The 21831-nt window shown below is 65.7% G+C and carries 17 protein-coding genes; 7 read left to right on the top strand and 10 right to left on the bottom strand.

What is annotated here, in order from left to right:
* Positions 1 to 19: 19 nt before the first annotated feature.
* Positions 20 to 715, bottom strand: a complete 696-nt coding sequence (gene msrA, locus BJL86_RS00930) for a peptide-methionine (S)-S-oxide reductase MsrA (RefSeq protein ID WP_067475438.1) — start codon at positions 713 to 715, stop codon at positions 20 to 22.
* Positions 716 to 1060: 345 nt separating this feature from the next.
* Here msrA and BJL86_RS00925 point away from each other — a divergent pair, with 345 nt between their 5' ends.
* The 3 genes from BJL86_RS00925 to BJL86_RS00915 all read left to right on the top strand — a co-directional run bounded on the left by BJL86_RS00925 (position 1061) and on the right by BJL86_RS00915 (position 4548).
* Complete coding sequence (locus tag BJL86_RS00925; RefSeq protein WP_156515338.1) at positions 1061 to 1258, top strand: hypothetical protein; 198 nt, start codon at positions 1061 to 1063, stop codon at positions 1256 to 1258.
* A 338-nt stretch (positions 1259 to 1596) separates the two neighbouring features.
* Entirely contained in the window at positions 1597 to 2199 is a 603-nt protein-coding gene (locus BJL86_RS00920; protein WP_075844762.1) for a superoxide dismutase, read from the top strand.
* A gap of 291 nt (positions 2200 to 2490) precedes the next feature.
* Complete coding sequence (locus BJL86_RS00915; protein WP_075844753.1) at positions 2491 to 4548, top strand: neutral/alkaline non-lysosomal ceramidase N-terminal domain-containing protein; 2058 nt, start codon at positions 2491 to 2493, stop codon at positions 4546 to 4548.
* 107 nt (positions 4549 to 4655) lie between these two features.
* Here BJL86_RS00915 and BJL86_RS00910 read toward each other — a convergent pair whose 3' ends face one another.
* On the bottom strand, positions 4656 to 5309 hold the full coding sequence (locus BJL86_RS00910) for a hypothetical protein (RefSeq protein ID WP_075844752.1): 654 nt from the start codon (positions 5307 to 5309) through the stop codon (positions 4656 to 4658).
* A gap of 662 nt (positions 5310 to 5971) precedes the next feature.
* Here BJL86_RS00910 and BJL86_RS00905 point away from each other — a divergent pair.
* Together BJL86_RS00905 and BJL86_RS00900 are read left to right on the top strand one after the other, a co-directional pair.
* The gene (locus tag BJL86_RS00905) at positions 5972 to 6799 is read left to right on the top strand and encodes a DUF6474 family protein (RefSeq protein WP_067475284.1); all 828 of its coding nucleotides are present in this window, start codon (positions 5972 to 5974) and stop codon (positions 6797 to 6799) included.
* Between the two features lie 105 nt (positions 6800 to 6904).
* Positions 6905 to 7627 (top strand): copper resistance CopC family protein, encoded by a 723-nt coding sequence (locus tag BJL86_RS00900; protein WP_067475287.1) that lies wholly within the window; start codon positions 6905 to 6907, stop codon positions 7625 to 7627.
* 68 nt (positions 7628 to 7695) lie between these two features.
* On the opposite strand, the gene BJL86_RS00895 is transcribed toward BJL86_RS00900, so the two are convergent.
* Positions 7696 to 9261: a succinic semialdehyde dehydrogenase gene (locus BJL86_RS00895; RefSeq protein ID WP_067475290.1), complete on the bottom strand. Its 1566-nt coding sequence runs from the start codon at positions 9259 to 9261 to the stop codon at positions 7696 to 7698.
* Positions 9262 to 9414: 153 nt separating this feature from the next.
* Between BJL86_RS00895 and BJL86_RS00890 the strand changes: the two genes are divergently transcribed.
* On the top strand, positions 9415 to 10245 hold the full coding sequence (locus BJL86_RS00890) for a MerR family transcriptional regulator (protein WP_067475383.1): 831 nt from the start codon (positions 9415 to 9417) through the stop codon (positions 10243 to 10245).
* Between the two features lie 124 nt (positions 10246 to 10369).
* Here BJL86_RS00890 and BJL86_RS00885 read toward each other — a convergent pair whose 3' ends face one another.
* Both BJL86_RS00885 and cls read right to left on the bottom strand, forming a co-directional pair.
* The gene (locus tag BJL86_RS00885; protein ID WP_067475293.1) at positions 10370 to 11689 is read right to left on the bottom strand and encodes a hypothetical protein; all 1320 of its coding nucleotides are present in this window, start codon (positions 11687 to 11689) and stop codon (positions 10370 to 10372) included.
* 75 nt (positions 11690 to 11764) lie between these two features.
* On the bottom strand, positions 11765 to 13246 hold the full coding sequence (cls, locus tag BJL86_RS00880; protein WP_067475296.1) for a cardiolipin synthase: 1482 nt from the start codon (positions 13244 to 13246) through the stop codon (positions 11765 to 11767).
* A 176-nt stretch (positions 13247 to 13422) separates the two neighbouring features.
* Here cls and rraA point away from each other — a divergent pair, with 176 nt between their 5' ends.
* Positions 13423 to 13902, top strand: a complete 480-nt coding sequence (gene rraA / locus BJL86_RS00875) for a ribonuclease E activity regulator RraA (protein WP_082908555.1) — start codon at positions 13423 to 13425, stop codon at positions 13900 to 13902.
* 70 nt (positions 13903 to 13972) lie between these two features.
* Here rraA and BJL86_RS00870 read toward each other — a convergent pair whose 3' ends face one another.
* The 5 genes from BJL86_RS00870 to gltB all read right to left on the bottom strand — a co-directional run bounded on the left by BJL86_RS00870 (position 13973) and on the right by gltB (position 21517).
* On the bottom strand, positions 13973 to 14359 hold the full coding sequence (locus tag BJL86_RS00870; RefSeq protein ID WP_067475302.1) for a hypothetical protein: 387 nt from the start codon (positions 14357 to 14359) through the stop codon (positions 13973 to 13975).
* Between the two features lie 100 nt (positions 14360 to 14459).
* The gene (locus tag BJL86_RS00865) at positions 14460 to 15035 is read right to left on the bottom strand and encodes an NADPH-dependent FMN reductase family protein (protein WP_067475303.1); all 576 of its coding nucleotides are present in this window, start codon (positions 15033 to 15035) and stop codon (positions 14460 to 14462) included.
* Between the two features lie 29 nt (positions 15036 to 15064).
* Positions 15065 to 15346, bottom strand: a complete 282-nt coding sequence (locus BJL86_RS00860) for an RNA-binding S4 domain-containing protein (RefSeq protein ID WP_082908556.1) — start codon at positions 15344 to 15346, stop codon at positions 15065 to 15067.
* Between the two features lie 113 nt (positions 15347 to 15459).
* Positions 15460 to 16932, bottom strand: coding sequence for a glutamate synthase subunit beta (locus BJL86_RS00855; protein WP_067475306.1), 1473 nt, complete (start codon positions 16930 to 16932; stop codon positions 15460 to 15462).
* A complete protein-coding gene (gene gltB, locus BJL86_RS00850; protein ID WP_067475309.1) occupies positions 16925 to 21517 on the bottom strand; it encodes a glutamate synthase large subunit in 4593 nt (1530 codons plus the stop codon). Before gltB ends, BJL86_RS00855 begins: the two co-directional genes overlap by 8 nt.
* Between the last annotated feature and the right edge of the window lie 314 nt (positions 21518 to 21831).

Below are 21831 nucleotides of genomic sequence, written 5' to 3'. Positions count from 1 at the left end.
AACAGGCCGAGTCTCCTCGCTAGCCGATCGGGCAGGCCACTCCGGTGCGCGCGTGGCAGTCGTATCCGTTCGGCACCTTCTGCAGGTACTGCTGGTGATAGTCCTCGGCGTAGAAGAACCGCCCCGAGCGGACGTCCGAGAGAAGCCCGACCTCCGTCGTCACGGATGCGAAGCCCTTTTCCGCGAGGACCTCTCCGTAGCGCGCCGCCATGCGTTCGGCGAGCTCGAGCTGTTCCGGGGTCGTCGCGAGGATCACCGAACGGTACTGGGTGCCCACGTCGTTGCCCTGCCGGTTGAGCGTCGTCGGATCGTGCGATTCGAAGAACGCCGCAAGCACCTCGCCCGCCGAGATCACCTTCGGGTCGAAGTCGACGAGCACGGCCTCGGTGTGGCCGGTCTGTCCCGTGCACGCTTCCTCGTAGGTCGGGTTCTCGGTCCAACCGCCGGCATAGCCCACTGCGGTGGTCCATACGCCGTCGAGCTGCCACATACGCTTCTCGGCGCCCCAGAAACAGCCCATCCCGAGAACGATCTGCTCATGCCCCTCGGGAAACGGCGCCACCATCGGATTGCCGGTGACGATATTGCGCTCGGCGACCGGCATCTCCTCTTCGCGTCCGGGGAGCGCGTCCTCCCGCGCGACGACAGACTTCGGCGTGAGATCGACGCGCGAACCCGCCATTGCCGACTGCAGTGCATCTTCCAACCAACCCATGCCGTCAGAATACGCCCCTCGGGCAAGTCCTCCGACCCCGAAACCACTCGCGGCAGACGCTCCCATCACCATCCTGAACGCCCGTGATTCAGCTCGTTACTAAATCGTGTTCTGCGCTCTTTTCACACCTATGACGTCGGAGAGGCAAATCCTGCAAGCGGTGAGACCTACTTCACTCAAGCTCAGAGACTGCGCACAACTCAACATTTGTAGTGTTTCCGAACTTTTGCTAGCAGCTGCAAGCATTAAAGCTCGCTTAGCAGCAATTTCATGCGTGTAGTTCCTTTGAATTTGCGGCACAGGAGGCGTTAAGGTCAGTGAAACCCCTCAGCAGGAAGGTATTTGATGTCTTCATCTATGCAGCACTTCACGCATGGTGAAAAGCGTCTGCGCGATTTCATCGACCGCGACGCGCGTCAAGCGAACTGCGACACGTTTTCCTACACCGACCAGGAAGCTGAGCACCGCAACCGGCAGCTCATTTCCGGTTTGATCGTCGCTCTCGTCGCTATCGCCGTCATCGCCTGCCTCCTGCTCCTTTAAGACTTTTCACCCAGGCCGCCGCTCCCTTCCCGGGGCGGCAGCTTTGTGCATCCGCGCCCAGGGTGAATTGAGGGCGCCGAAAAGCGCCTCACATCCTTTCGGCAAACGCGACGCAAGTCGCGCCCGATGGCTGAGGAAATGTCGGCCGCTCCATATTCCGAGATTTACGAAAAGCCTTTTACCTGCGGAGTTGAACGTATTCTGCCAGAACTCCCGATCGCCCCTATGGTGGGAAACGTAAGAAAAACAAGCCAGTCCTTTGCTGACGCATGACCAATGAGCCGGCAACGGACAGTCGAATACACAATTCGCAATACGTTTGCAGAAAGGACTCGATGATGGCTGAGTACACGCTTCCGGATCTTGATTACGATTACGGCGCTCTGGAGCCGGCTATTTCCGGTGAGATCATGGAGTTGCACCACTCCAAGCACCACGCGACCTATGTCAAGGGCGCTAATGATGCTCTCGCGCAGCTCGAGGAGGCCCGTGAGGATGGGTCGATCTCGTCGAAGGCCCCGCTGCTGTCGAAGAACCTCGCGTTCCACCTCGGTGGGCACACGAACCACTCGATCTTCTGGAAGAACCTGTCCCCCAATGGTGGCGGAGAGCCGACCGGCGAGCTCGCCGAGGCGATCGGCCGGGACTTCGGGTCGTTCGAGAAGTTCAAGTCCCACTTCAACGCTGCCGCGCTGACGCTGCAGGGCTCGGGCTGGGCCGTGCTGGGCTACGACCACATCGGTGGCCGCCTGGTCATCCAGCAGCTCACCGATCAGCAGGGCAACATCTCGGTCAACCTGACCCCGCTGCTCATGCTCGATATGTGGGAGCACGCGTTCTACCTGCAGTACAAGAACGTCAAGGCCGACTACGTCAACGCCGTGTGGGACGTATTCAACTGGGACGACGTCGCTGCCCGCTACGCCGCGGCCAAGGCATAACCACACCCCGCCCCGCTCGCCCTGGTCAGGGCAAGCACACAGCGGAACACGCTGCGCCCTCCAGCACCACAGGTGCCGGAGGGCGCAGCCGTATTCAAAGGTGCGCGGTGCTCGCCGCGCCCGGTCCCCTGCCTCGCTTGCCGGATCGTTTTCCCCGAAACCCGCTCGGCACAGCACCACCGTGCTCTAGTCTGAGCCGAGGAAATCAGTTGATGCAGCGTCCAGTTCCGGCGGCGCAGGGAAGACGTACGCGCAGGACTCGTCGACGCGGCCACGAGGATCGGATTCACCATGGCCCAGGGCTCACATCCTTCGACAGTCGGCGTCGTCTCTCGCCGCACGGTTCTGCGTTCTGCGGCGATTGCCGGCGGCGCGGCGACTCTGGCGAGCATGCTCCCCGCCTACTCGGCGGCGCAGACCTCGAATCTTCTCGTCGGCCGCGGTATCGGCGACATCACCGGCGAGCCCCTGGGCGCGGGCATGAATGGCTACGCGGAAATGAGCCAGATGTCCACGGGTCTGCATTTGCGACAGCGGGCCCGTGCGTTCATCTTCGCCGAGTCGGAAAGCTCGCCCCGTATCGCCATGGTCACCTGCGAACTGGGGCTGATGTTCCAGTCGATTCAGCTCGAGGTGCTCCGCAGACTGCGTGAGCGTTTCGGCGACACCTACCACGAGGGCAACGTGTTGCTGACCGCCACGCATACCCACGTCGCGCCGGGAGGAACCTCGGGTCACCCGATGGTCGACCTGTCGATGTTCGGCTTCCGCCCGGCGACCTTCGAAGCGAACGTCGCGGGCATCGTCGATGCGATCGCCATGGCGCACGAGGACATGGCGCCGACAGAAATCGGAGTGAGCCATGCCGAGCTCACGAACGCCGGCGTCAACCGTTCGAAGCAGGCGTTCGATGCGAATCCGGACGAGGACAAGGCGGCGTTCCCCACGGGCATCGACCCACGCTCGCAAACCCTGCAGATGTACCGCGGCGGACAGCTCGTGGGCGTGCTCAACTGGTTCGGCGAGCATGCCACGTCGATGTCGACCGACTCCACGCTCGTGTCCTCGGACAACAAGGGCTACGCGGCATGGCATTGGGAGCGTGAGGTCGCCGGCCAGGATTACCTCTCGGGCGCGACGCCGCCGCTGATCACGGCCTTTGCGCAGTCCAACGCTGGGGACATTTCGCCGAACCTGGACCTGAGCCCGGGCTCCGGGCCCACGGACAACGAGTACGAGAACACTCGAATCGTCGGTACCCGCGAGTACGATGCCGCGGCCGGGCAGATCGGGGCGATGGCCCCGCTCGGCGCCGGGATCGACGTGCGCCACGTGTGGGTCGACATCACCGCGGTGGAGGTGACACCGGAATTCACCGGCGACGGCCTTACGCACCGCACATCCGTAGCCGCGCTCGGCGCCGCGTTCGCCGCCGGATCGCAGGAGGACGGTGGTGGCGGCGAAGACCTACCGTTCAACGAGGGTGCGCGCGGCGGCAACCCGGCGGTCGCACAGATCGGGGACGTCGTCATCCCGCAATGGCTGCGGGACGCGCACGGAGACAAGGACATCCTGCTGCCCGCCGGGCTCGTGCCCCACGCCATCCAACGCGTCTTCCCGTTCCACCTCGTCCGGCTCGGCTCGCAGTACATTTTCGGGATCCCATTCGAGGTCACCGTCGTGTCCGGGCTCCGTCTGCGCAGGACCCTCGGCAAGGCTCTCGGCGTCTCGCCCGACCAGGTGCTCATCCAGGGTTACACGAACGGCTACGGCCACTACCTGACCACGCCAGAGGAATACGCGACACAGAACTACGAAGGCGGCGCCACGGCGTTCGGCCCGTGGCAGCTGCCCGCGATCGCGCAGATCGGAGCGGGTCTCGCGGCCTCGATGCGCGAAGGCACGCCGAACGCCCCGGGCACCTGGGAAAGAGACCTCACCGGCGTCATCCCCGCATCTCCCTTCGGCAATCCCAGCGTGGATGTGCCCGCCCCGGGGCACGCGTTCGGCGACGTCATCGACGAGCCGCAGGAGTCCTACCGGCCCGGACAGCGTGTGCTCTCGCGTTTCGCAGGGGCCAACCCGAACACCGATCTGCGCCGGGGATCGACGTACCTCACCGTGGAACGGGAGGACGCACGCGGTTGGACAAGGGTGCACGACGACGGAGATTGGTCGACGATGATCACCTTCGAAAACCTCGGCCCATTCACCAACGCACTCGTCTCGTGGGACATCCCGCAGGGCACGCCGCCCGGCAACTACCGCATCACCTATTCGGCCACCGGCCGCGGGCTGGGCTCGACGTTCCCCATCAACGGCGCCTCACGCGGTTTCCAGGTGGACTGAGCGCGCCGGCGCTGCGCATACGACAAAGGCGGCGGATCTCCTTTCGTGGAGATCCGCCGCCTTGCTCTATTCACCGCATACCGAAGTATGACGGCGCAGTGGCGTGACTAGCCGCGACCGTTCGGGGCATCGGGGCCCGGGGCCGGAGCCGGTGCCGGGGCCTGGTTGCCGGGAGCCGGCTGACCCGGGAGGGCCGGGCACTCCGGAAGACCTGCGGGCAGCACGAGGCCCGGGATCTCGACGTAGCCACACACGACCGCACCGGCGCCGGCAGCAGCGGCGAGGGAACCGGCGGCAGCGACGAGCGGGAGGAGGTTGCCGACGACGGTGGTGATACCGCCGCTGGTGCCGAGCGAATCGCCCACGGACAGCGCGACCGGCGCGAGGGAGCCGGTGGTCGGCTCACCGAGGAGGGAACCCGTGGTGTCGACGGACGCCGTGCCCGGCGCGGGGTACGAGGCGTCGACTGATCCACCGGTGAGGTCCTGCACCGAGGCGCCGAGCGAGCCGGAGGTCGGCTCGCCGAGCAGGGACCCGGTGGTGTCGAACGAACCGGTGCCGAGGTTGTTGACGTCATCGAGCAGGGAGCCGGCCTCCGGCGAGGAGCCCCAGGCCTTGAGCGAGTCCGAGCCGAGCGAGTCGGCGCTGATCGAGCCGGTCGCCGAATCCGAGCTCTGTGCGGAGGCGACGCCCTGTGCGCCGGCAACCATGAGAAGGGAGGCAGCCGAAATAGCGGCGACCTTGGTGAACTTTGACGTCATTTCGCGTCTCCTTGGTTGGGGGTTACAACTGGCGTCCGCTGCCTTCGCGGCCCCTGCCCGCGGACAGCACCTACAGAAAGACGAGCTCAGCACAGAATGAAGAAGCCGTGCGTAACAGCACTTGCTCAGGTTAGCGGAATATTACTTATATCGCTAAACAAATCCGAAATAATTTCGAGTTGAAAATTAAGTATTCACCTACTCGTTATCAGGCGGTAAATTGCCATCCATAGACTGTCCGATAATCCACATTGTCTGCGCTGGTTAAAGCTGTTTGGTGTAGTCGAGCAGAAATCGGGTGATGTGTCCCCATTGCAGGCCATGCCTTCACAGTCGGCAGTTGCGTTCCCGGACAATGCATCCGAATGGCCCCGGCACTCGAAGGGTGAATTCTCGCGCTGTCCGCACTCCTTCGCTGCGCGATTACCTTGGCGAGAATTGACGGTCATTTCCCGATCAACTTACGAATCATTCCGCGCCCTCTCAGACAGCTGAACGCGCAGAATGGGCTTCATTTCGACGCGCGTTCTCGGGCCATATCGCCGCACGACGGGTTCACTGCGCCCGCAACCGGCGAGTAGCTCGTATGATGTGCAATTAGAGCGCTTATCCGACTGGCCAGTCGGGTCGAAATACATTCTCGGACCGAAGGATCTTTAGACATGGACACCTTGACCAGCAAACTCACCTCGTTCCGCAAGAATCGGGCGGTACGCCGCGCCGAGGAGAAGGCGCTGCGCCGGAAGGCGACTATCGAGGCCAAGGCTCAGGTCAAGGCCCAGAAGGCCGCGGAGAAGATTCGCGACAAGGCCGATTCGAAGAACGTCAAGAAGCTGAAGAAGCGCGCGGAGAAGGCCACCAAGCGCACCACGAAGAAGGCGAAGAAGACCGCCAACTCTCTCGAGCAGGGTCACCAGGAGCGGCGCCGCGGCGCGGCGGAACTGAAGATCCGGCAGAACAAGTCCGAGGACAAGGCACGCCGTAAGCAGCTCGCCAAGGAGGCCAAGCTCCAGTCCAAGGCGGACAAGGCCGCGGCGAAGGACGCGAAGGTCGGCCGCGCCCACGAGAAGAAAATGGCCGAGCTCGAGCTCGCGAAGGTCAAGCAGGGCCACCTCAACAAGGACTCGGCCAAGCGCTACGTCGGCTTCGCGCAGATCGTGCTGCCGGTCCTCGCGCCCCTCGCGTTCAAGGGCATCACCTCCGCGCAGGGTTCGGCCGCGCCGCTGGCCGCTAATCCCGCCACCGCGCTGGAGAACCGCATTTCCGCACTGCGCGAGTCGCTGTCCAAGCTCAACGCCAACCGCGGCAGCGAGCCGGAGATCGCCCGCTTCTCCGAGCGCACCGAGGTCCGCCTCAACGACATGAACACCGCGCTCGAGACCGCGGAGACGATTCCGACGGCCGAACGCCGCAACGTGCACAAGTCGATTGCCGGCGAGCTCGACCGCGTCAACCGCGACGTTCTCGCCCGCCTCGGGGTGAAGAGCTAACGGCTCGTCGCCTCCCCCGACGCATCGCGCGGCGCGGCCCCCTTGTGGGCCCGCCGCGCGTTGTCATTTTCGACCTTTGCCCCGGAGGGCGGCCATAATTGGGGTATGCGCTTTTCTTCCGTTCGCCCCGCGTCCTCAGCCCGACCCTCCTCTGCCGATGCCGCCGGCTCCGCCGGTGTCCGGCGCCGGATCGCCGCCCGCGGCGTGGCTCTGGCGATGACGGCGGCGCTCGCACCCGCGGCGGCGGCCGTGGTGTCGGCTCCCGCGGCTCAGGCCCATTCGGTGCTCGTCGCGACGACTCCGGAGCAGGGGGCGACGGTCGACGAGGCACCCGAATCCGTCGAGGTCGTGTTCAACGAGGAGATCTCTTCCGACTTCGCCACGCTGACGGTGATGTCCGACGGCGAGGATGTCGCCGAGGGAGATCCCGAGGTCGACGGGGATTCGCTCTCCGTCGCGGTCCCTGCGCTCGACGAAGGCACCTACACGGTCGGATACCGGGTGGTCAGCGCCGATGGGCATCCCGTCCAGGGCTCGTGGGAGTTCACCGTCGAAGGCGCGGGCGGAGGCGCCTCGTCGACGGCCGAGTCCACCGGCGCCGAAGCGGACGCGGCCGAGGCCGGCTCCGGCGACGGCGCCGCCAGCGAGCAGCCCACCGATTCGGACGATTCCGCCGAGGCCGCGGACGAGTCGGACGAGGGCGGGATCAATATCTTCGCCGCGATCGGACTCCTCGCGGTGCTTGCCATCGCACTCATCGGCGGCGCGGTATTCCTGCTGCAGCGCCACAAGAAGAACATGGCGCAGTTCAACCAGGACGATCAATAGAACGACAACGAAAATGCGGGGCGCTCGTTCGCGCCCCGCATTTCTTTGCCGGCCGGTAATGCGTGTCGCTAGCGCCCCGGGAGGAAGCGCAGGGTTCCGGCCAACGAGCCCAGGGTCGTGTTCCACTTCTGGGAGTCCATGAAGTCCGGCCCACCGAGGTGCATGAGCCTCTGAGTCGCGACGGTCTGCGCCTCGGTGTACTTGAGGAGCCCGTCGACGCCGTGGCGGCGGCCGACGCCCGAGACGCCCATCCCGCCCATCGGCGCCCCATAGGAGCCCCAGGCGGCGACGTAGCCCTCGCCGACGTTAACGGTGCCGGCGTGGATCCGCCGGGCGATCTCGACGCCCTTCTCATCCGACCCGGCAAATACCGAGGCGTTGAGTCCGTACTCGGTGTCGTTGGCCTTCTCGATGGCCTCGTCCACCGAATCGACCGGGTACAGGGACACGAGCGGGCCGAAGGTCTCGCCCGCGAAGCACTCCGCCTCCTCGGGCACGTCCGCGAGCAGAGTCGGCTCGAAGAACAGCGGGCCGAGGTCCGGGCGCGCCTTGCCGCCGACGAGCACGCGTGCGCCCTTGGCGACGGCATCGTCGACGTGCTTCTGGACCGTGGAGAACTGGTCCGCGGAGATCAGCGAACCCATCTCCTTGTCGAACTCGTAGCCCGGGCCGACCTTCATCTCCCCGATGCGGCGAACGAGCGCCTTTTCCAGCTTGTCGGCGATCGCCCGTTCGACGTAGACGCGTTCGATGGAGATGCAGAGCTGGCCGGCGTTCGAGAACATGGCGCGAGTGGCGATCTCGGCGACCTCGTCGACGTCGGCGTCCGCCGTCACGACCATGGGGTTCTTGCCGCCGAGCTCCGCGGAGAAGTTGATGAGCCGCTCCCCCGCCTGCGCGGCGAGCTTGCGCCCGGTGGCCGTGGAGCCGGTGAACATGAGGTAGTCGCTGTTATCGAGGATCGCGGTGCCGATCTCGCGCCCCGGCCCCGGGACCACGGCGAACAGGTCGCGGGGCACGCCGGCGCGGTAGAGCAGCTCTGCGGCGGCCAGCGCGCTGAACGGTGTCTGGGAGTCCGGCTTGAGCACGATCGCGTTGCCGGCGATCATTGCCGGGATCGCATCGGAGACCGCGAGGGTGAGCGGGTAGTTCCACGGCGAGATCACGCCGACGATGCCCTTGGGCAGGTGGTTGATCTCGGTCTTGGTGAGCACCGGGATCATGCCCTTGGCGGATTTGCGGCCGAGCTCCTTCGGGGCGAGTTTGGCGTAGTACGAGGCGGTCATCGACACGTCGAGGACCTCCTCGAGCGCCGACGAGCGCGCCTTGCCGGTCTCGGCCTGGACCACATCGAGCAGGAACTCGCGGTTCTCGTGCACGAGCACGCCGAACTTGCCGAGAATCCGCGCGCGCTCGGCGACGGGCCGCGCAGCCCATTCGCGCTGTGCCACGCCGGCACGCTCGGCGGCGGCGTCGATATCGGCGGACGTGCCGATCATCATCTCCGCGAGAGGTTCGCCGGTGAACACCTCGTTGATCGTGCGGGTCTCGCGGCTCGATGGGTCGCGAACGAATTCCGGCGCGGCCACCAGGCTGCGGAGGCGGGCAAGAGTTTCAGCGCTAGGTGCAGACATATGCCGAGTATATGGCAAAGGTCCGGCGCGGGCGGCAGGACTGAATGGCCCCGATTCCGGACACCGAAATCATTACAGCGCTTGGCCCTCACGCAACGTCAGGGTGAAGGGTAGCTTGTAGCGCAAGACGCCGGGTGGGCCATGGCTTCGGCCATGGACACAGCACCGAAAGGACGAGAACCCATGCAGTATGACGGCGGAGAGCACCGCTGGTCGGTGGGCGAGGTCGCCCGGCTCGCGGGAATCACCGTGCGCACCCTGCACCACTGGGACTCCCTCGGCCTGGTGAGCCCCTCGGCCCGATCGGCCGCCGGGTACCGCCTCTACGGTCCGGGCGATCTTGCGCTGATTCACCGAGTTGTCGTGTTTCGCGAACTGGGCATGTCGTTGGAGGACGTGGCCTCCGCCGTCAGAGGCGAGGGGTCGGTCCAGGTCCAGCTGCGAAGGCAGGCCGATCTCCTGGCTCGCGAGATCGACAGGCTCGGGCACATGAAGAAATCAGTGGAAAGGATGATGATGATGGAAGAGTCCGGAGTGTCGTTGACCCCGGAAGAGGCCAAGGAGATCTTCGGCGAGAGCTTCTCCCCGGAGTATCAGGCCGAGGCCAAGGAGCGCTGGGGCGATTCCGAGCAGTGGGCGCAGTCCACCGCGCGGACAGCAAAGTTCTCGAAGGAGGACTGGAAGCAGGTCAAGGCCGATCACGATGCGCTGAACGCCGCTCTCGGCGACGCCAAGCGGCGCGGGGTCGAGCCGGATTCGGAGGAGGCGGCGGCGCTTGCCGAGCGTCATCGCGATTCGATCGACCGGTTCTACGATTGCACCCACGAGATGCAGGTGTGCCTGGCGCGGATGTACACCACCGACGAGCGGTTCACCGAGACCTACGACTCGGTGGAGCCCGGGCTCGCGCAGTGGCTGCGTGCCGCCGTGGAGTCCAACGCCCGCCGGCACGGCGTTGATCCGGAGACCGCCGAGTGGCGGTAGCCGCGGTTGGCGTTGCGGGTGGTGCCGAGCCAGGCACCCTTGCCCCAGCGGAAGACGACGCGCGGTCCTCCCCTTGTCCGGTTAGGCCCCGGAGCGGGAGGACCGCGCGTACGTCGTTATGCGGTCAGGAGCGGGCGCGGCGCCCCAGCAGAACGAAGGCCCCGCCGATGGCGAGCAGCACTGCGGAGGCGATGCCGATGGTCACCGCGTCGACGCCGGTATTAGCAAGCTTCGGCTCCGCGGCGATCGACTCCCGGTCGCCCTGGGTGTCGGTGCCGGCGAACTGTGCGCCGGCAGCCGGGTTGGCCGCGGAAACGGTGTTCTCGGCGCGGGTGTCGCCCTGCTCGCCGTTGACGACGGCCTCGGCACCGGAGTCGGTCTCGTCCGCACCGGCGGCCTCGCCGGTGTTGTCGTCACCGTTTTCGGCCGCGGTCGCTTCGTCGGAATTCGCCTCGGCTGCGGAGTCACCGTTCTCGGTCTCCTCGCCTTCGGCGTCCTCGCTTTCGGCCTCCTCCTGCTCGGCCATCGCCTCTTCGCACAGCTCGTCCGCCTCGTCCTCGGAGATCTCCTCCTTCTCCGCGAAACCGCGGCGGCACGGCTCGGGGACCGCTACCTGAACGTGCGGATCGCCGCGCTCGATCGGCGGAAGCGAGGCGACGGCGCGAAGCTCGTCGATGCTGTTGATGATCCCGTCCCACAGCTCGATGTCCTCGTCGGTGAGCTCGGCGGCGTCCTGCTTCGCCGCCATGCCCTCGAAGTAGCCGGTGAGGATCGTCGTGCCGATCCCCAGCGCGCCCTGGAAGATGGTCCTCTCGGACACAGCGACGCCGAGCGAGGTGGTGAACTCACCGCTGCCGGCGCTGCCCAGCGAACTCGTGGCTGGCACGTAGGCTACGCCCGGCAAAAGGCCGCCGATGAGCGCCGAACCCGTGCTCGGCCCGTACGGCCCGAGCGACAGGATTGCCGAACCGATCGTCGCGGAGGTCACGACGCCCACTGCCCCGATCGTCTGCGGGCTGAGCTCGCCGATCGCCTCGGGGTTGAACGTTCCCGGAGCGCCTGGCGTTTCCGCGTACGCGTTGCCGCTCGGCGTCGAAGCCGTCGATGACGGCGATGACGGCGGGGTTGCGGCATCCTCCCGTGTGTTGCTCTCGCCCGCGCCTGAGCCGGTGGCCGCGCCGCCGGTCTCGGCATCGAGGCTGCCCGTGCCCTCCGGCAGTAGCTCACCCAGCGAGCCGTTCCCGGCCGTGTCATCCTCTTGTTCGCCGGCACCCTGCTGCAGGGAACCAGTGTCGAGGCTGCCGATGGTCGGAGCTGCGGCCGCGGGGGCGGCGGCAGCAAAAATCAGCGATGCGGCAGCGGATGCGGCGATAACGGTGCGAGACGCATGCCTCGGTATAGAGCGGTGTCCGGTGCTCGGTGAAACGGTGGTGACCAGGGCCATCGGTGAGTGTATTCCGTTCTCGCTGGGTTCGACGTTGTCAGGAAATTCTTGGCGCGTATTGAAGATTACTTCACGTCATTGCAGTGCAGAAGTGAGCCGGAACACGTTATCGAAATATCTTCCGATCAGCGGCCGCTCCATCCACCGCTCGTACGTCAGTTCAGTGGAGATGTCCTCGTAGTGGTCCACGACGGCATCGAGCTCGGAGACCGCGTTGCCGCCGAACACCAGAATGCTCACCTCGAAGTTGAGGATGAACGAACGGATGTCCATGTTCGACGAGCCGAAGTAGGCGTGCTTGGAGTCGACCACCATCATCTTCGAATGCAAAACCTTCGGACGCGGGAACCGGTAGAGAATCACCCCGGCTTCGAGGAGCTCCCGGAAATATGACTGCTGCGCATGGTGCACGGCGAACTGATCTGCCTTTTCGGGGACGAGCAGTTCGACGCGGACCCCGCGCAACACGGCTGACTTCAACGCCTCGATGAACGCCTCGCTCGGGACGAAGTACGGACTTACGAGCCGAACGGATTCCGTGGCGCCGTTGATCATTTGGACGAACATTCGCAGCGACGGCTCCGCCGGGTAGCCGGGGCCGCTGGGCACGACTTGGAAAACATTGACCTCGCCGCCGACCTTCTCCACCTCGTAATCTCGCAGCCTGTCGAGGACATGGGAGATGACCTCGCCCGATTCGGCGAGCCAGTCCGTCGCGAAGACCGCGTCGAGTGCGTCGACGACCTCCCCCGAAACATGCATCATCAGGTCAACCCATTCGCGGCCGACCTTCCGATTGCGTTTCGAGCCGTAGTACCGGCTGATGAGATTCTGGGAGCCGACGAACGCCTCCCGCCCATCGACGATGAGGAACTTGCGGTGGTTGCGCAGGTCCGGCCGGCGGAAACGACCGCGGAACGGGTTGATGGGAAGCATCTTGTAGAACTCGACGCCCGCCGCCGTCAGACGCCGCTTGATCGGCCGGAAACCGTGGTACTTCGCCGAGCCGAGGTGGTCCGCGAGCACCCGCACCGTGACCCCGCGTTCCGCGGCGGCGATGAGCGCGACGTAGAACTCCTCGGTCTCCGAGTCCCAGGATTGGGCGTAGAACTCGACGTGGACATACGACGTGGAGCGCTCTATCGCCTCGGTCATCGCGGCCAGCGATGCCGAGTATTCGCTATAGACACCGAGGCATCGGCCCGTGCTCGGCGGAAGGTTGGTGAGCGTGCGGTTCATCGTGAGGATCTGACCGAACCGTTTGCCCACGGAGACCCCGTCGGGCAGAGTCGGCCAATCCGCCGTCGCCCGAGAGAACGATTCCGTCGCCCGCTCCTGGATCGCGTGCCGGCGCCCGCGCACGTAAGGCGAACCGAGCATGAAGTACAGCGGGACGCCCACTACGGGAAGTACGAGAATGAGCAGAAGCCAGGCCTGCGAGGACGAGGGCTGCCGGCGTTCAGGCACGATGCCGACGGCGGCGACCTTCACCAGGAATTCGATCCACAGTACGACCGCGGCCCAGTTGACCGACTCTATCCACGCGGCGACATTCATTAGTACGTATTCTGCCCGTTTCGAGATTCGAGAATGCGGGCTCCCGCACATTTGCGCTGCGAAGCCGCCGGGCGCGGTGCCGGCTGTTGGCTCGTGCCGCCGACGCATACGGATGCTCGTAACATCGCATGTGTAGACACTGCCGCCTCCACGGCACACCGATTCGAAGGAGCACCATGTCCGGTTCGCTGGAATTCATCGCCACCGCCGATCTCGTCGACGAGATCGGCCCCGCCGTGCGTAGTTGCGATACGCAGTTCCGCAACATCGGAGGCCACAGCGAGTTCTGCGGCCGCATCGCGACCGTTCGCTGCTATCAGGACAACGCGCTGCTCAAAAGCATTCTCGGCGAGCCGGGGGAAGGACGCGTTCTCGTGATCGACGGCGCCGAGAGCGTGCACACGGCGCTGGTCGGGGATGTCATCGCCGAGCTGGGCCGGTCGAACGGCTGGGCGGGCGTCGTGGTCAACGGCGCGGTGCGCGATTCGAAGATCATCGCCGGCATGGAGTTCGGCTGTAAGGCGCTCGGCACGAACCCGCGCAAGTCCACAAAAACCGGCGACGGCGAGCGCGATGTCGTCGTGGGTTTCGGCGGGATCACCTTCGTCCCCGGCGAAGAGCTGTACTCCGACGACGACGGGATCGTCGTCCGGTAGGAATTGCTCGTCGCGCAACACAGAACGGGCGGTACCGCCAGGGGCCGCCCGTTCCGCGTAGCGCGGGAAACTAGCTTCCGTTGAGGCTGTCCGACAGGCTGCCGAAGGCGATATCGCCCACGGAGAACAGCGGGCCACCCTGCTGGCTTCCGAGCGTGTGCATCACTCCGTTGAGCGAAAGCACGTCCGGGACGTCGATGCTCAGCACGACGGAACCGGTGTTGATCGCGGAGCTGAGCACATTGGCGAGCGACTCGGTCCCGAAGGATCCGTAGCCGAAGACCTGAGCGCGGCACTCCGGCCGGGAGTCGACCTTGTCGCCGGACTCGAAGGCGCAGGGCACGGGCTGTGTACCCTCGTCCTGTCCCGCGTCTTCCGCCGACGCGACGCCCATCCCCGCCGACATGGCCAGGCCAACCGTCGCCGCAGCCACGAGCGCTCCACGAAACTTCCGCATTCTTCCTCCGATGTTTGTACCTAGTTGAACATCGTATTTGTTCTGCGGCGCAGTTACTGAACTTTCGCTGAGACTATCGGCGCTCGACCCGACCTCGGGGCTAGGACTCCTCGCGCACCCAGCGCAACAGCGGGCGCAACGACTTGCGGTGGGTGAAGTCGAAATTACCGCCGTTGTCGAGCATGGCCTGCTCCTCGGGGGTGCGTTTCGGGCGCGCCTTGAGAGCGGCGACCTGCGCGCGCAGCGCGATCTTGTCTCGCATTCCCAGCGAGGCGGTGTCGAGCTTGCCGCGAAGTTGGAAAAACTTTAGTTGCGTCATCTTCTCGGCGTCGATGGTCTTCTCGATGGCGCGCAGCCGGTCGTAGTCGAACACCTGCGACATACCGACCACCGCGATCGCCACTCGCCGCCCGAAATCCTGCAGGTAGTCCCAATTGTCGAGCACGAAGGTCGCACCGCCGAGGGCTCCGTCGGCACCCAGCGCGGTCACGACGATCACGGTGTCCGCGACGAGCAGGTCCCCGCTCAACGGGCCCACCGGGTCTGCCGCCTCGTCGACGGTGCCGATCGCCCCGCCCGTCTCCTCCGCCAACCATTCGGCGTAGGTGCGCGCCCCCGCTTCGTGCCCGTCGAAGACGACCACAACGTGGCGCTGCGGCGTGTCCTGTTCGCTCACTGGTGTTCCCCGTTCTTCGTTGTTCGGCTCTACACTTCGTGCTTGTTGACGACGCGCGCGCTGTGTCCACCCAGGTCCACGACGTCCCCGGCGGCGAGGCCACGGCCGCGGCGTGTGTCCGTGTCCCCGTTGACCGTCACCTCCCCATCGGCGATGACCATCTTCGCCTCGGCGCCGGATTCGATGAGGTTCGCGATCTTGAGAAATTGCCCCAGGGTCAGTTTCTCGGTGAGATCGCAGGGGATGTCCTCGATCGGATTCACGGGCGGGGCGCTCTTCGTTCGTCCACGTCCAGCTAGGTGTCGGCTCATGCTCCAAGACTACGTTTCGGCGGGCGGGCGGAGCTAATGCGAAGAAGGCGGTGGCACCTCGTAGCGAGGTGCCACCGCCTTCCGGCGCGGAGCTGGATCGCGGCCGGATTCGCCTAGCGCTGTGGCGCGTCCGTGGGCCGGATCGGCGACGGCAGCGCCGTCTCGCCCATGAGGTAACGGTCGACCGCGGCCGCGGCCGAGCGGCCCTCGGCGATCGCCCACACGATGAGCGACTGGCCGCGGCCCATGTCGCCGGCGACGAACACGCCGTCGATGTCGGTGTCGAATTCGCCCCCTCGCACCACGTTGCCGCGATCGGTGTAGCCGACACCGAGGTCGTTGAGCAGACCTGCCTGCTGCGGTCCGGTGAAGCCCATGGCAAGCAGGACGAGGTCCGCCGGGAACTCGAAGTCCGAGCCCTCGACCGCCTGGAAGCGGCCGTCGACCATCTTGACCTCGTTGCCCTTGATGGACGTGAGCTTGCCGTTCTCGCCCACGAATTCCGCGGTGGAGACGCTGTAGATGCGCTCGCCGTTCTCCTCGTGAGCCGAGGGCGTGCGCAGCATGAGCGGATACATCGGCCACGGCGTCGAGGCTGCACGGGACAGCGGCGGCTGCGGCATGATCTCGAAGCTCTTCACCGACTTCGCGCCCTGGCGGGTCGCGGTGCCGAGGCAGTCCGCGCCGGTGTCCCCGCCACCGATGATGATGACGTTCTTGTCCTTGGCGGTGATCGGAGGCTGGCCGTCCTCGCCGAGGACGTCGTCACCGACGGCGGCGCGATTGGCCCACGGCAGGAATTCCATCGCCTGGTGGATGCCGTCGAGCTCGCGGCCAGGCACCGGAAGATCGCGGCGGAGGGTGGCGCCACCGCAGAGCACGACTGCGTCGAACTCGGCGCGCAGCTGCGAGGCGGTGATGTCCTTCCCGACGTTGACTCCGGTCTTGAAGACGGTGCCCTCGGCCTCCATCTGCTCGATGCGGCGATCGATGATCTTCTTTTCCATCTTGAACTCGGGAATGCCGTAGCGCATCAGACCGCCGATGCGGTCGTCGCGTTCGAAGACGGTGACCGCGTGGCCGGCGCGGGTGAGCTGCTGTGCGGCGGCCATGCCGGCGGGGCCGGAGCCGACGACGGCCACCTTTTGCCCGGTCTTGAACGATGCCTTGATCGGCTTGAGGTAGCCGGACTTCCAGCCCTCCTCGGCGATCTCGACCTCGATCTGTTTGATCGTCACCGGAGGCTGGTTGATGCCGAGTACGCACGAACCCTCGCAGGGCGCCGGGCACAGGCGCCCGGTGAACTCGGGGAAGTTGTTCGTGGCGTGCAGCCGGTCGACGGCCTCGTCCCACTGACCGCGGTAGACCATGTCGTTCCACTCGGGAATGATGTTGCCCAGCGGGCAGCCCTTGTGGCAGAAGGGAACGCCGCAGTTCATGCACCGGCTGGCCTGATCGGTGAGGATCGGCAGGTCGATGCGGGTCGAGGTGTAGACCTCGTTCCAGTCCTTGACTCGTTCTTCGACCGGACGCGACGTCGGGGTCGTACGTTCGGTGTGCTTGAGAAAGCCCTTCGGATCAGCCATTTGCAGCCTCCATAATTGCCTCGTCGACGTTGCGACCGTCTTTCTCGGCCTGCTCGATGGCCAGTAGCACGCGCTTGAAGTCGCGCGGCATGACCTTCTTGAAGGCATTGACGTTTTGCGACCACCCGGACAGGATCTGCTCCGCGATGGTGGATTCGGTGAGTTCGCGGTGCAGGCTCACGGTCTCGTGGAGGAACTCGGCATCCTCCGAGTCCAGCTCCTCGACATCGACGAGCTCGACATTGAGGTTGTTCTCCAGCTCGCCCGCCGGGTCGTAGAAGTAGGCGATACCGCCGGACATACCGGCGGCGACGTTGCGGCCGGTCTCGCCGAGCACGACGACGCGGCCGCCGGTCATGTACTCGCAGGCGTGGTCTCCGACGCCCTCGACCACCGCGGTCACACCCGAGTTTCGGACGCAGAAACGCTCGCCGACGATGCCGCGCAGGAAGATCTCGCCCTTCGTCGCGCCGTAGGCGATGACGTTGCCGGCGATGATGTTCTCCTCGGCGACGAAGTCGGTGGGAGCATCCTTCGCCGGGCGGACCACGATGCGGCCACCGGAGAGCCCCTTGCCGACGTAGTCGTTGGCATCGCCGTACACGCGAGCGGTGATGCCCGCCGTCATAAATGCTCCGAAGGAGTTGCCCGCGGAACCGGAGAACGTCAGGTCGATGCTGCCGGGGGCGAGCCCGGCGGCGCCATGGAGCTTGGAGATCTCGTGGCTGAGCAACGTGCCGACCGAGCGGTTGACGTTGACGATCGGGTACTCGAGGGCCACCGAACCCGTCCCCGAGGTCACAACGTCCTTGGTGTCCGCGATGAGCGTGTTGTCCAGCGCCTGCTCCAGCTTGTGGTTCTGCCCCTTGGTGTTGCGCAGATCCTGGTGCATGAACGGCGAGTCGACCTGCTCGAAGATCGGCGACAGGTCCAACTTCGCGGCGCGCTGGTGGTGCTTCATGGCGCGCTCGAGGTCGAGGCATTCGGAGTGTCCGATGGCCTCGTCGAGGGTGCGGAAGCCCAACTCGGCGAGGTACTCGCGCACCTCCTCGGCGATGAATTCCATGAAGTTGACCACGTACTCGGCCTTGCCGGTGAACCGCTCGCGCAGCGCGGGGTTCTGCGTCGCGACGCCGACCGGGCACGTGTCGAGGTGGCACACGCGCATCATGATGCAGCCGGAGACAACCAGCGGGGCCGTGGCGAAGCCGAACTCCTCGCCGCCGAGAAGCGCCGCGATAACGACGTCACGGCCGGTCTTGAGCTGGCCGTCGACCTGCACGACGATGCGGTCGCGAAGACCATTGAGCAGCAGGGTCTGCTGGGTTTCGGCGAGGCCGATCTCCCAGGGGCCGCCGGCGTGCTTGAGCGAGTTGAGCGGCGAGGCGCCCGTCCCGCCATCGTGGCCGGAGATGAGCACGACGTCCGCGTGCGCCTTGGACACGCCGGCCGCGACCGTTCCGACGCCCTGCTCGGCGACGAGCTTGACGTGAACACGGGCCTGCGGGTTCGCGTTCTTCAGGTCGTAGATGAGCTGCGCGAGGTCCTCGATCGAATAGATGTCGTGGTGCGGGGGCGGCGAGATGAGCCCGACGCCCGGCGTCGAGCCGCGCACCTCCGCGACCCACGGGTACACCTTGTTCGGCGGGAGCTGGCCGCCCTCACCCGGCTTTGCGCCCTGAGCCATCTTGATCTGGATGTCGGTGCAGTTCGCGAGGTAGTTCGAGGTGACGCCGAAGCGTCCCGACGCGACCTGCTTGATCGCCGAGCGACGCCAGCTACCGTCTGCATCCGGGGTGAAGCGATCGGGGTCCTCGCCGCCCTCGCCGGAGTTCGAGCGCCCGTGGAGGCGGTTCATCGCGATCGCCAAGGTCTCGTGGGCCTCCGCGGAGATCGAACCGTACGACATGGCGCCGGTGGAGAAGCGCTTGACGATCTCGGAGACGGGCTCGACCTCGTCGATCGAGATCGACGGGCGGTCGCTCTGCAGCTTGAACAGGCCGCGAAGCGTGGCGAGCCGCTCGGACTGATCGTCGATGAGCTTCGTGTATTCCTTGAAGATCTCGTACTTGCCCGAGCGGGTCGAGTGCTGGAGCTTGAATACCGTGTCCGGGTTGAACAGGTGGTACTCGCCCTCCCGTCGCCACTGGTACTCGCCGCCGATCTCGAGCTCGCGGTGCGCGGCCTCTTCCGGGCGCGACAGGAACGCGAAGCGGTGGCGGCGCGCCACGTCCTCGGCGATCTCGTCGAGGCCGACGCCCTGCAGCGGGCTGATCGTGCCGGTGAAGTACTCGTCGCAGGTGTCCTGCGACAGGCCCGTGACGTCGAAGAGCTGCGCACCCGTGTACGACGCAAGCGTCGAGATACCCATCTTGGACATGATCTTGGTGACGCCCTTGGCGGCGGCCTTGCGGTAGTTCTCGATGCCCTTTTCGGTGCTGACCTCGAGAATGTCGCCGCTCTTGACGAGCTCGTCGATGGACTCGAACACCATGTACGGGTTGATCGCGTTCGCGCCGTAGCCGAACAGCGCCGCGAAGTGGTGCACCTCGCGGGCGTCCCCGGACTCGATGACGAGGCCGACGCGGGTGCGGGACTTCTCGCGCACGAGGTGGTGGTGCACCGCGGAGGTGAGCAGCAGCGAGGGGATCGGGGCGTTACGCTCGTCCGACTCGCGGTCCGACAGCACGATGATCGTCGCGCCGTCCTCGATCTGCCGGCTCACTTCCTTGCGGATGCGCTCGATGGCGATACGCATGCCGCGGCCGCCGTGTGCCACGTTGTACAGGCCGGACACGATCGCCGTCTTGTACTGAGGGAACGCGCCCTCGTCATTGGCGTGGACGATCGTCTCGAGGTCCGAGTTCGACAGGATCGGGTTGTCGACGACGAGCTTGCGGCACGAACTCGGGCCGACGTTGAGCAGGTCCTCCTCGGCGCCGAGGAGCGCCTGGTGGCTTGTCACCATCTCCTCGCGGATAGCGTCGAGCGGCGGGTTGGTGACCTGCGCGAAGCGCTGGGCGAAGTAGTCGAACAGCGCGCGCGGGCGCTGGGACAGCACCGCGATCGGCGTATCGGTACCCATGGAACCGAGCGCCTCGGCGCCGTTGACGGCCATCGGCTGCACGAGGACGCGGAGCTCTTCCTGCGTGTACCCGAACACACGCTGGCGCAGCACGACGCGGTCGTGCGGCATGAATTCCTTTTTCTCGCCCGGCAGGTCTTCGAGGCGGTACTGCCCGTCGGCGAGCCACTCGGCGTAGGGATGCTCGGCAGCGAGACGGTCCTTGATCTCCTCGTCGGAGAGGATCCGGCCCTGCGCAGTGTCGACGAGGAACATCCGGCCCGGGCGCATGCGGGTGCGCTTGACGATCTTGTGGTCGGGGATGTCGAGTACGCCGACCTCGGACGCCATGACGACGAGCCCGTCGTCGGTGACCCACACGCGGGAGGGGCGAAGGCCGTTGCGGTCGAGGGTTGCGCCGATGACGGTCCCGTCGGTGAAGGTCACCGACGCCGGTCCATCCCAGGCCTCCATCATCGAGGCGTGGTACTCGTAGAACGCCCGCTTGGCGGGGTCCATCTTGTCGTGGCGCTCCCAGGCCTCGGGAATCATCATGAGAACGGCGTGCGGGAGCTCGCGACCACTGAGGGTGAGCAGCTCGAGCGCCTCGTCGAAGCGCGCGGTATCGGATCCGCCCGGGGTACAGATCGGCAGCGCCTGGCCCAGATCGCCGATCTGCGCGGACTCCATGAGCGCCTCGCGGGCGCGCATCCAGTTCTCGTTTCCGCGTGCGGTGTTGATCTCGCCGTTGTGCGCGACGTAGCGGAACGGATGCGCCAGGGGCCACGCGGGGAACGTGTTGGTCGAGAATCGCGAGTGGACGATGCCGAGCGCGGACTCGAAGCGCTCGTCCTGCAGGTCCAGGTAGAACTCGGGGAGCTGCTTCTCGGTGAGCATGCCCTTGTAGACCATCGTGCGGGGGCTCAGCGACGGGAAGTACACGGTCTCCGAGCCGATCTCGCCCTGGCCCGCACCCTGCGAGCCGAGCTCGTGCTCGCAGCGCTTGCGCACGACGAAACACTTGCGCTCAAGCGCGACGTCGGACAACAGCGCGCCGTCCTCGCCGGCGACCTTGACGAAGATCTGCATGATCGTCGGCATCGCATCGCGCGAGATCGCGCCGAGCCCGGAGTCATCGAACGGCACCTCGCGCCAGCCGATAACGCTCACGCCCTGTTCGGCGGCGATCCGCTCGACCATGCGCATGGTGTCCATCGTGAGCATGCGCGACTGCGGCAGGAAACACAGCCCGGTCGCGTACTGCCCGGCCTCGGGGAGATCGAAGTCGACAACCTCGCGGAGGAAGCGGTCCGGCACCTGCACGAGGATGCCCGTGCCGTCGCCCGTATTCGCCTCGGCGCCGACAGCGCCGCGGTGCTCGAGATTGATCAGGGCCTTGATGGCCTTATCGACGATGTCGCGGGACTTCCGTCCGTGCATATCCACCACGAATGCGACACCGCACGAGTCGTGTTCGTATTCCGGACGGTAAAGGCCTTGTCGGCTTGGAGGTGTAGTCATCTCACACGCCTTTGCTAGTCGACGAATTCCGACCGATCAGGGCGCCGAGCAGCCGGGAAGAGGGAACTCGAGTCCCTCAACTTAAAAAAGGATATGCGGAAAAACGCCTATCCTCCTAACCTGGACGGCCCGGAAAATCCCGCTAGGTGCGGATTTTGTCCCAGAATGTGATATTTCGCACCGAGATGCGCCTATTTTCCGGTATGACGTCGGACGTGCCGGGGGTAGCCCTGGGGGCGTTCATTTCCACTCCCGCCGAGCATGTTTGCAGTGCGCCTATTTGCCCGAAGGCCGGGGGCTCTCGCCCGCGCGCG

It is taken from the genome of Dietzia timorensis (assembly GCF_001659785.1).
GTDB classification, from domain to species: Bacteria; Actinomycetota; Actinomycetes; order Mycobacteriales; family Mycobacteriaceae; genus Dietzia; species Dietzia timorensis.
The sequence above is the reverse complement of the archived record's forward strand: the minus strand, read 5'-3'. Positions and strand labels throughout refer to the sequence as shown.

Excerpts from the sequence above, each read along its gene's own strand:
- msrA (WP_067475438.1), bottom strand. The coding sequence starts at position 715 with ATGGGTTGGTTGGAAGATGCACTGCAGTCGGCAATGGCGGGTTCGCGC.
- BJL86_RS00925 (WP_156515338.1), top strand. The coding sequence starts at position 1,061 with ATGTCTTCATCTATGCAGCACTTCACGCATGGTGAAAAGCGTCTGCGC.
- BJL86_RS00920 (WP_075844762.1), top strand. The coding sequence starts at position 1,597 with ATGGCTGAGTACACGCTTCCGGATCTTGATTACGATTACGGCGCTCTG.
- BJL86_RS00915 (WP_075844753.1), top strand. The coding sequence starts at position 2,491 with ATGGCCCAGGGCTCACATCCTTCGACAGTCGGCGTCGTCTCTCGCCGC.
- BJL86_RS00910 (WP_075844752.1), bottom strand. The coding sequence starts at position 5,309 with ATGACGTCAAAGTTCACCAAGGTCGCCGCTATTTCGGCTGCCTCCCTT.
- BJL86_RS00905 (WP_067475284.1), top strand. The coding sequence starts at position 5,972 with ATGGACACCTTGACCAGCAAACTCACCTCGTTCCGCAAGAATCGGGCG.
- BJL86_RS00900 (WP_067475287.1), top strand. The coding sequence starts at position 6,905 with ATGCGCTTTTCTTCCGTTCGCCCCGCGTCCTCAGCCCGACCCTCCTCT.
- BJL86_RS00895 (WP_067475290.1), bottom strand. The coding sequence starts at position 9,261 with ATGTCTGCACCTAGCGCTGAAACTCTTGCCCGCCTCCGCAGCCTGGTG.
- BJL86_RS00890 (WP_067475383.1), top strand. The coding sequence starts at position 9,415 with ATGGACACAGCACCGAAAGGACGAGAACCCATGCAGTATGACGGCGGA.
- BJL86_RS00885 (WP_067475293.1), bottom strand. The coding sequence starts at position 11,689 with ATGGCCCTGGTCACCACCGTTTCACCGAGCACCGGACACCGCTCTATA.
- cls (WP_067475296.1), bottom strand. The coding sequence starts at position 13,246 with ATGAATGTCGCCGCGTGGATAGAGTCGGTCAACTGGGCCGCGGTCGTA.
- rraA (WP_082908555.1), top strand. The coding sequence starts at position 13,423 with ATGTCCGGTTCGCTGGAATTCATCGCCACCGCCGATCTCGTCGACGAG.
- BJL86_RS00870 (WP_067475302.1), bottom strand. The coding sequence starts at position 14,359 with ATGCGGAAGTTTCGTGGAGCGCTCGTGGCTGCGGCGACGGTTGGCCTG.
- BJL86_RS00860 (WP_082908556.1), bottom strand. The coding sequence starts at position 15,346 with ATGAGCCGACACCTAGCTGGACGTGGACGAACGAAGAGCGCCCCGCCC.
- BJL86_RS00855 (WP_067475306.1), bottom strand. The coding sequence starts at position 16,932 with ATGGCTGATCCGAAGGGCTTTCTCAAGCACACCGAACGTACGACCCCG.
- gltB (WP_067475309.1), bottom strand. The coding sequence starts at position 21,517 with ATGACTACACCTCCAAGCCGACAAGGCCTTTACCGTCCGGAATACGAA.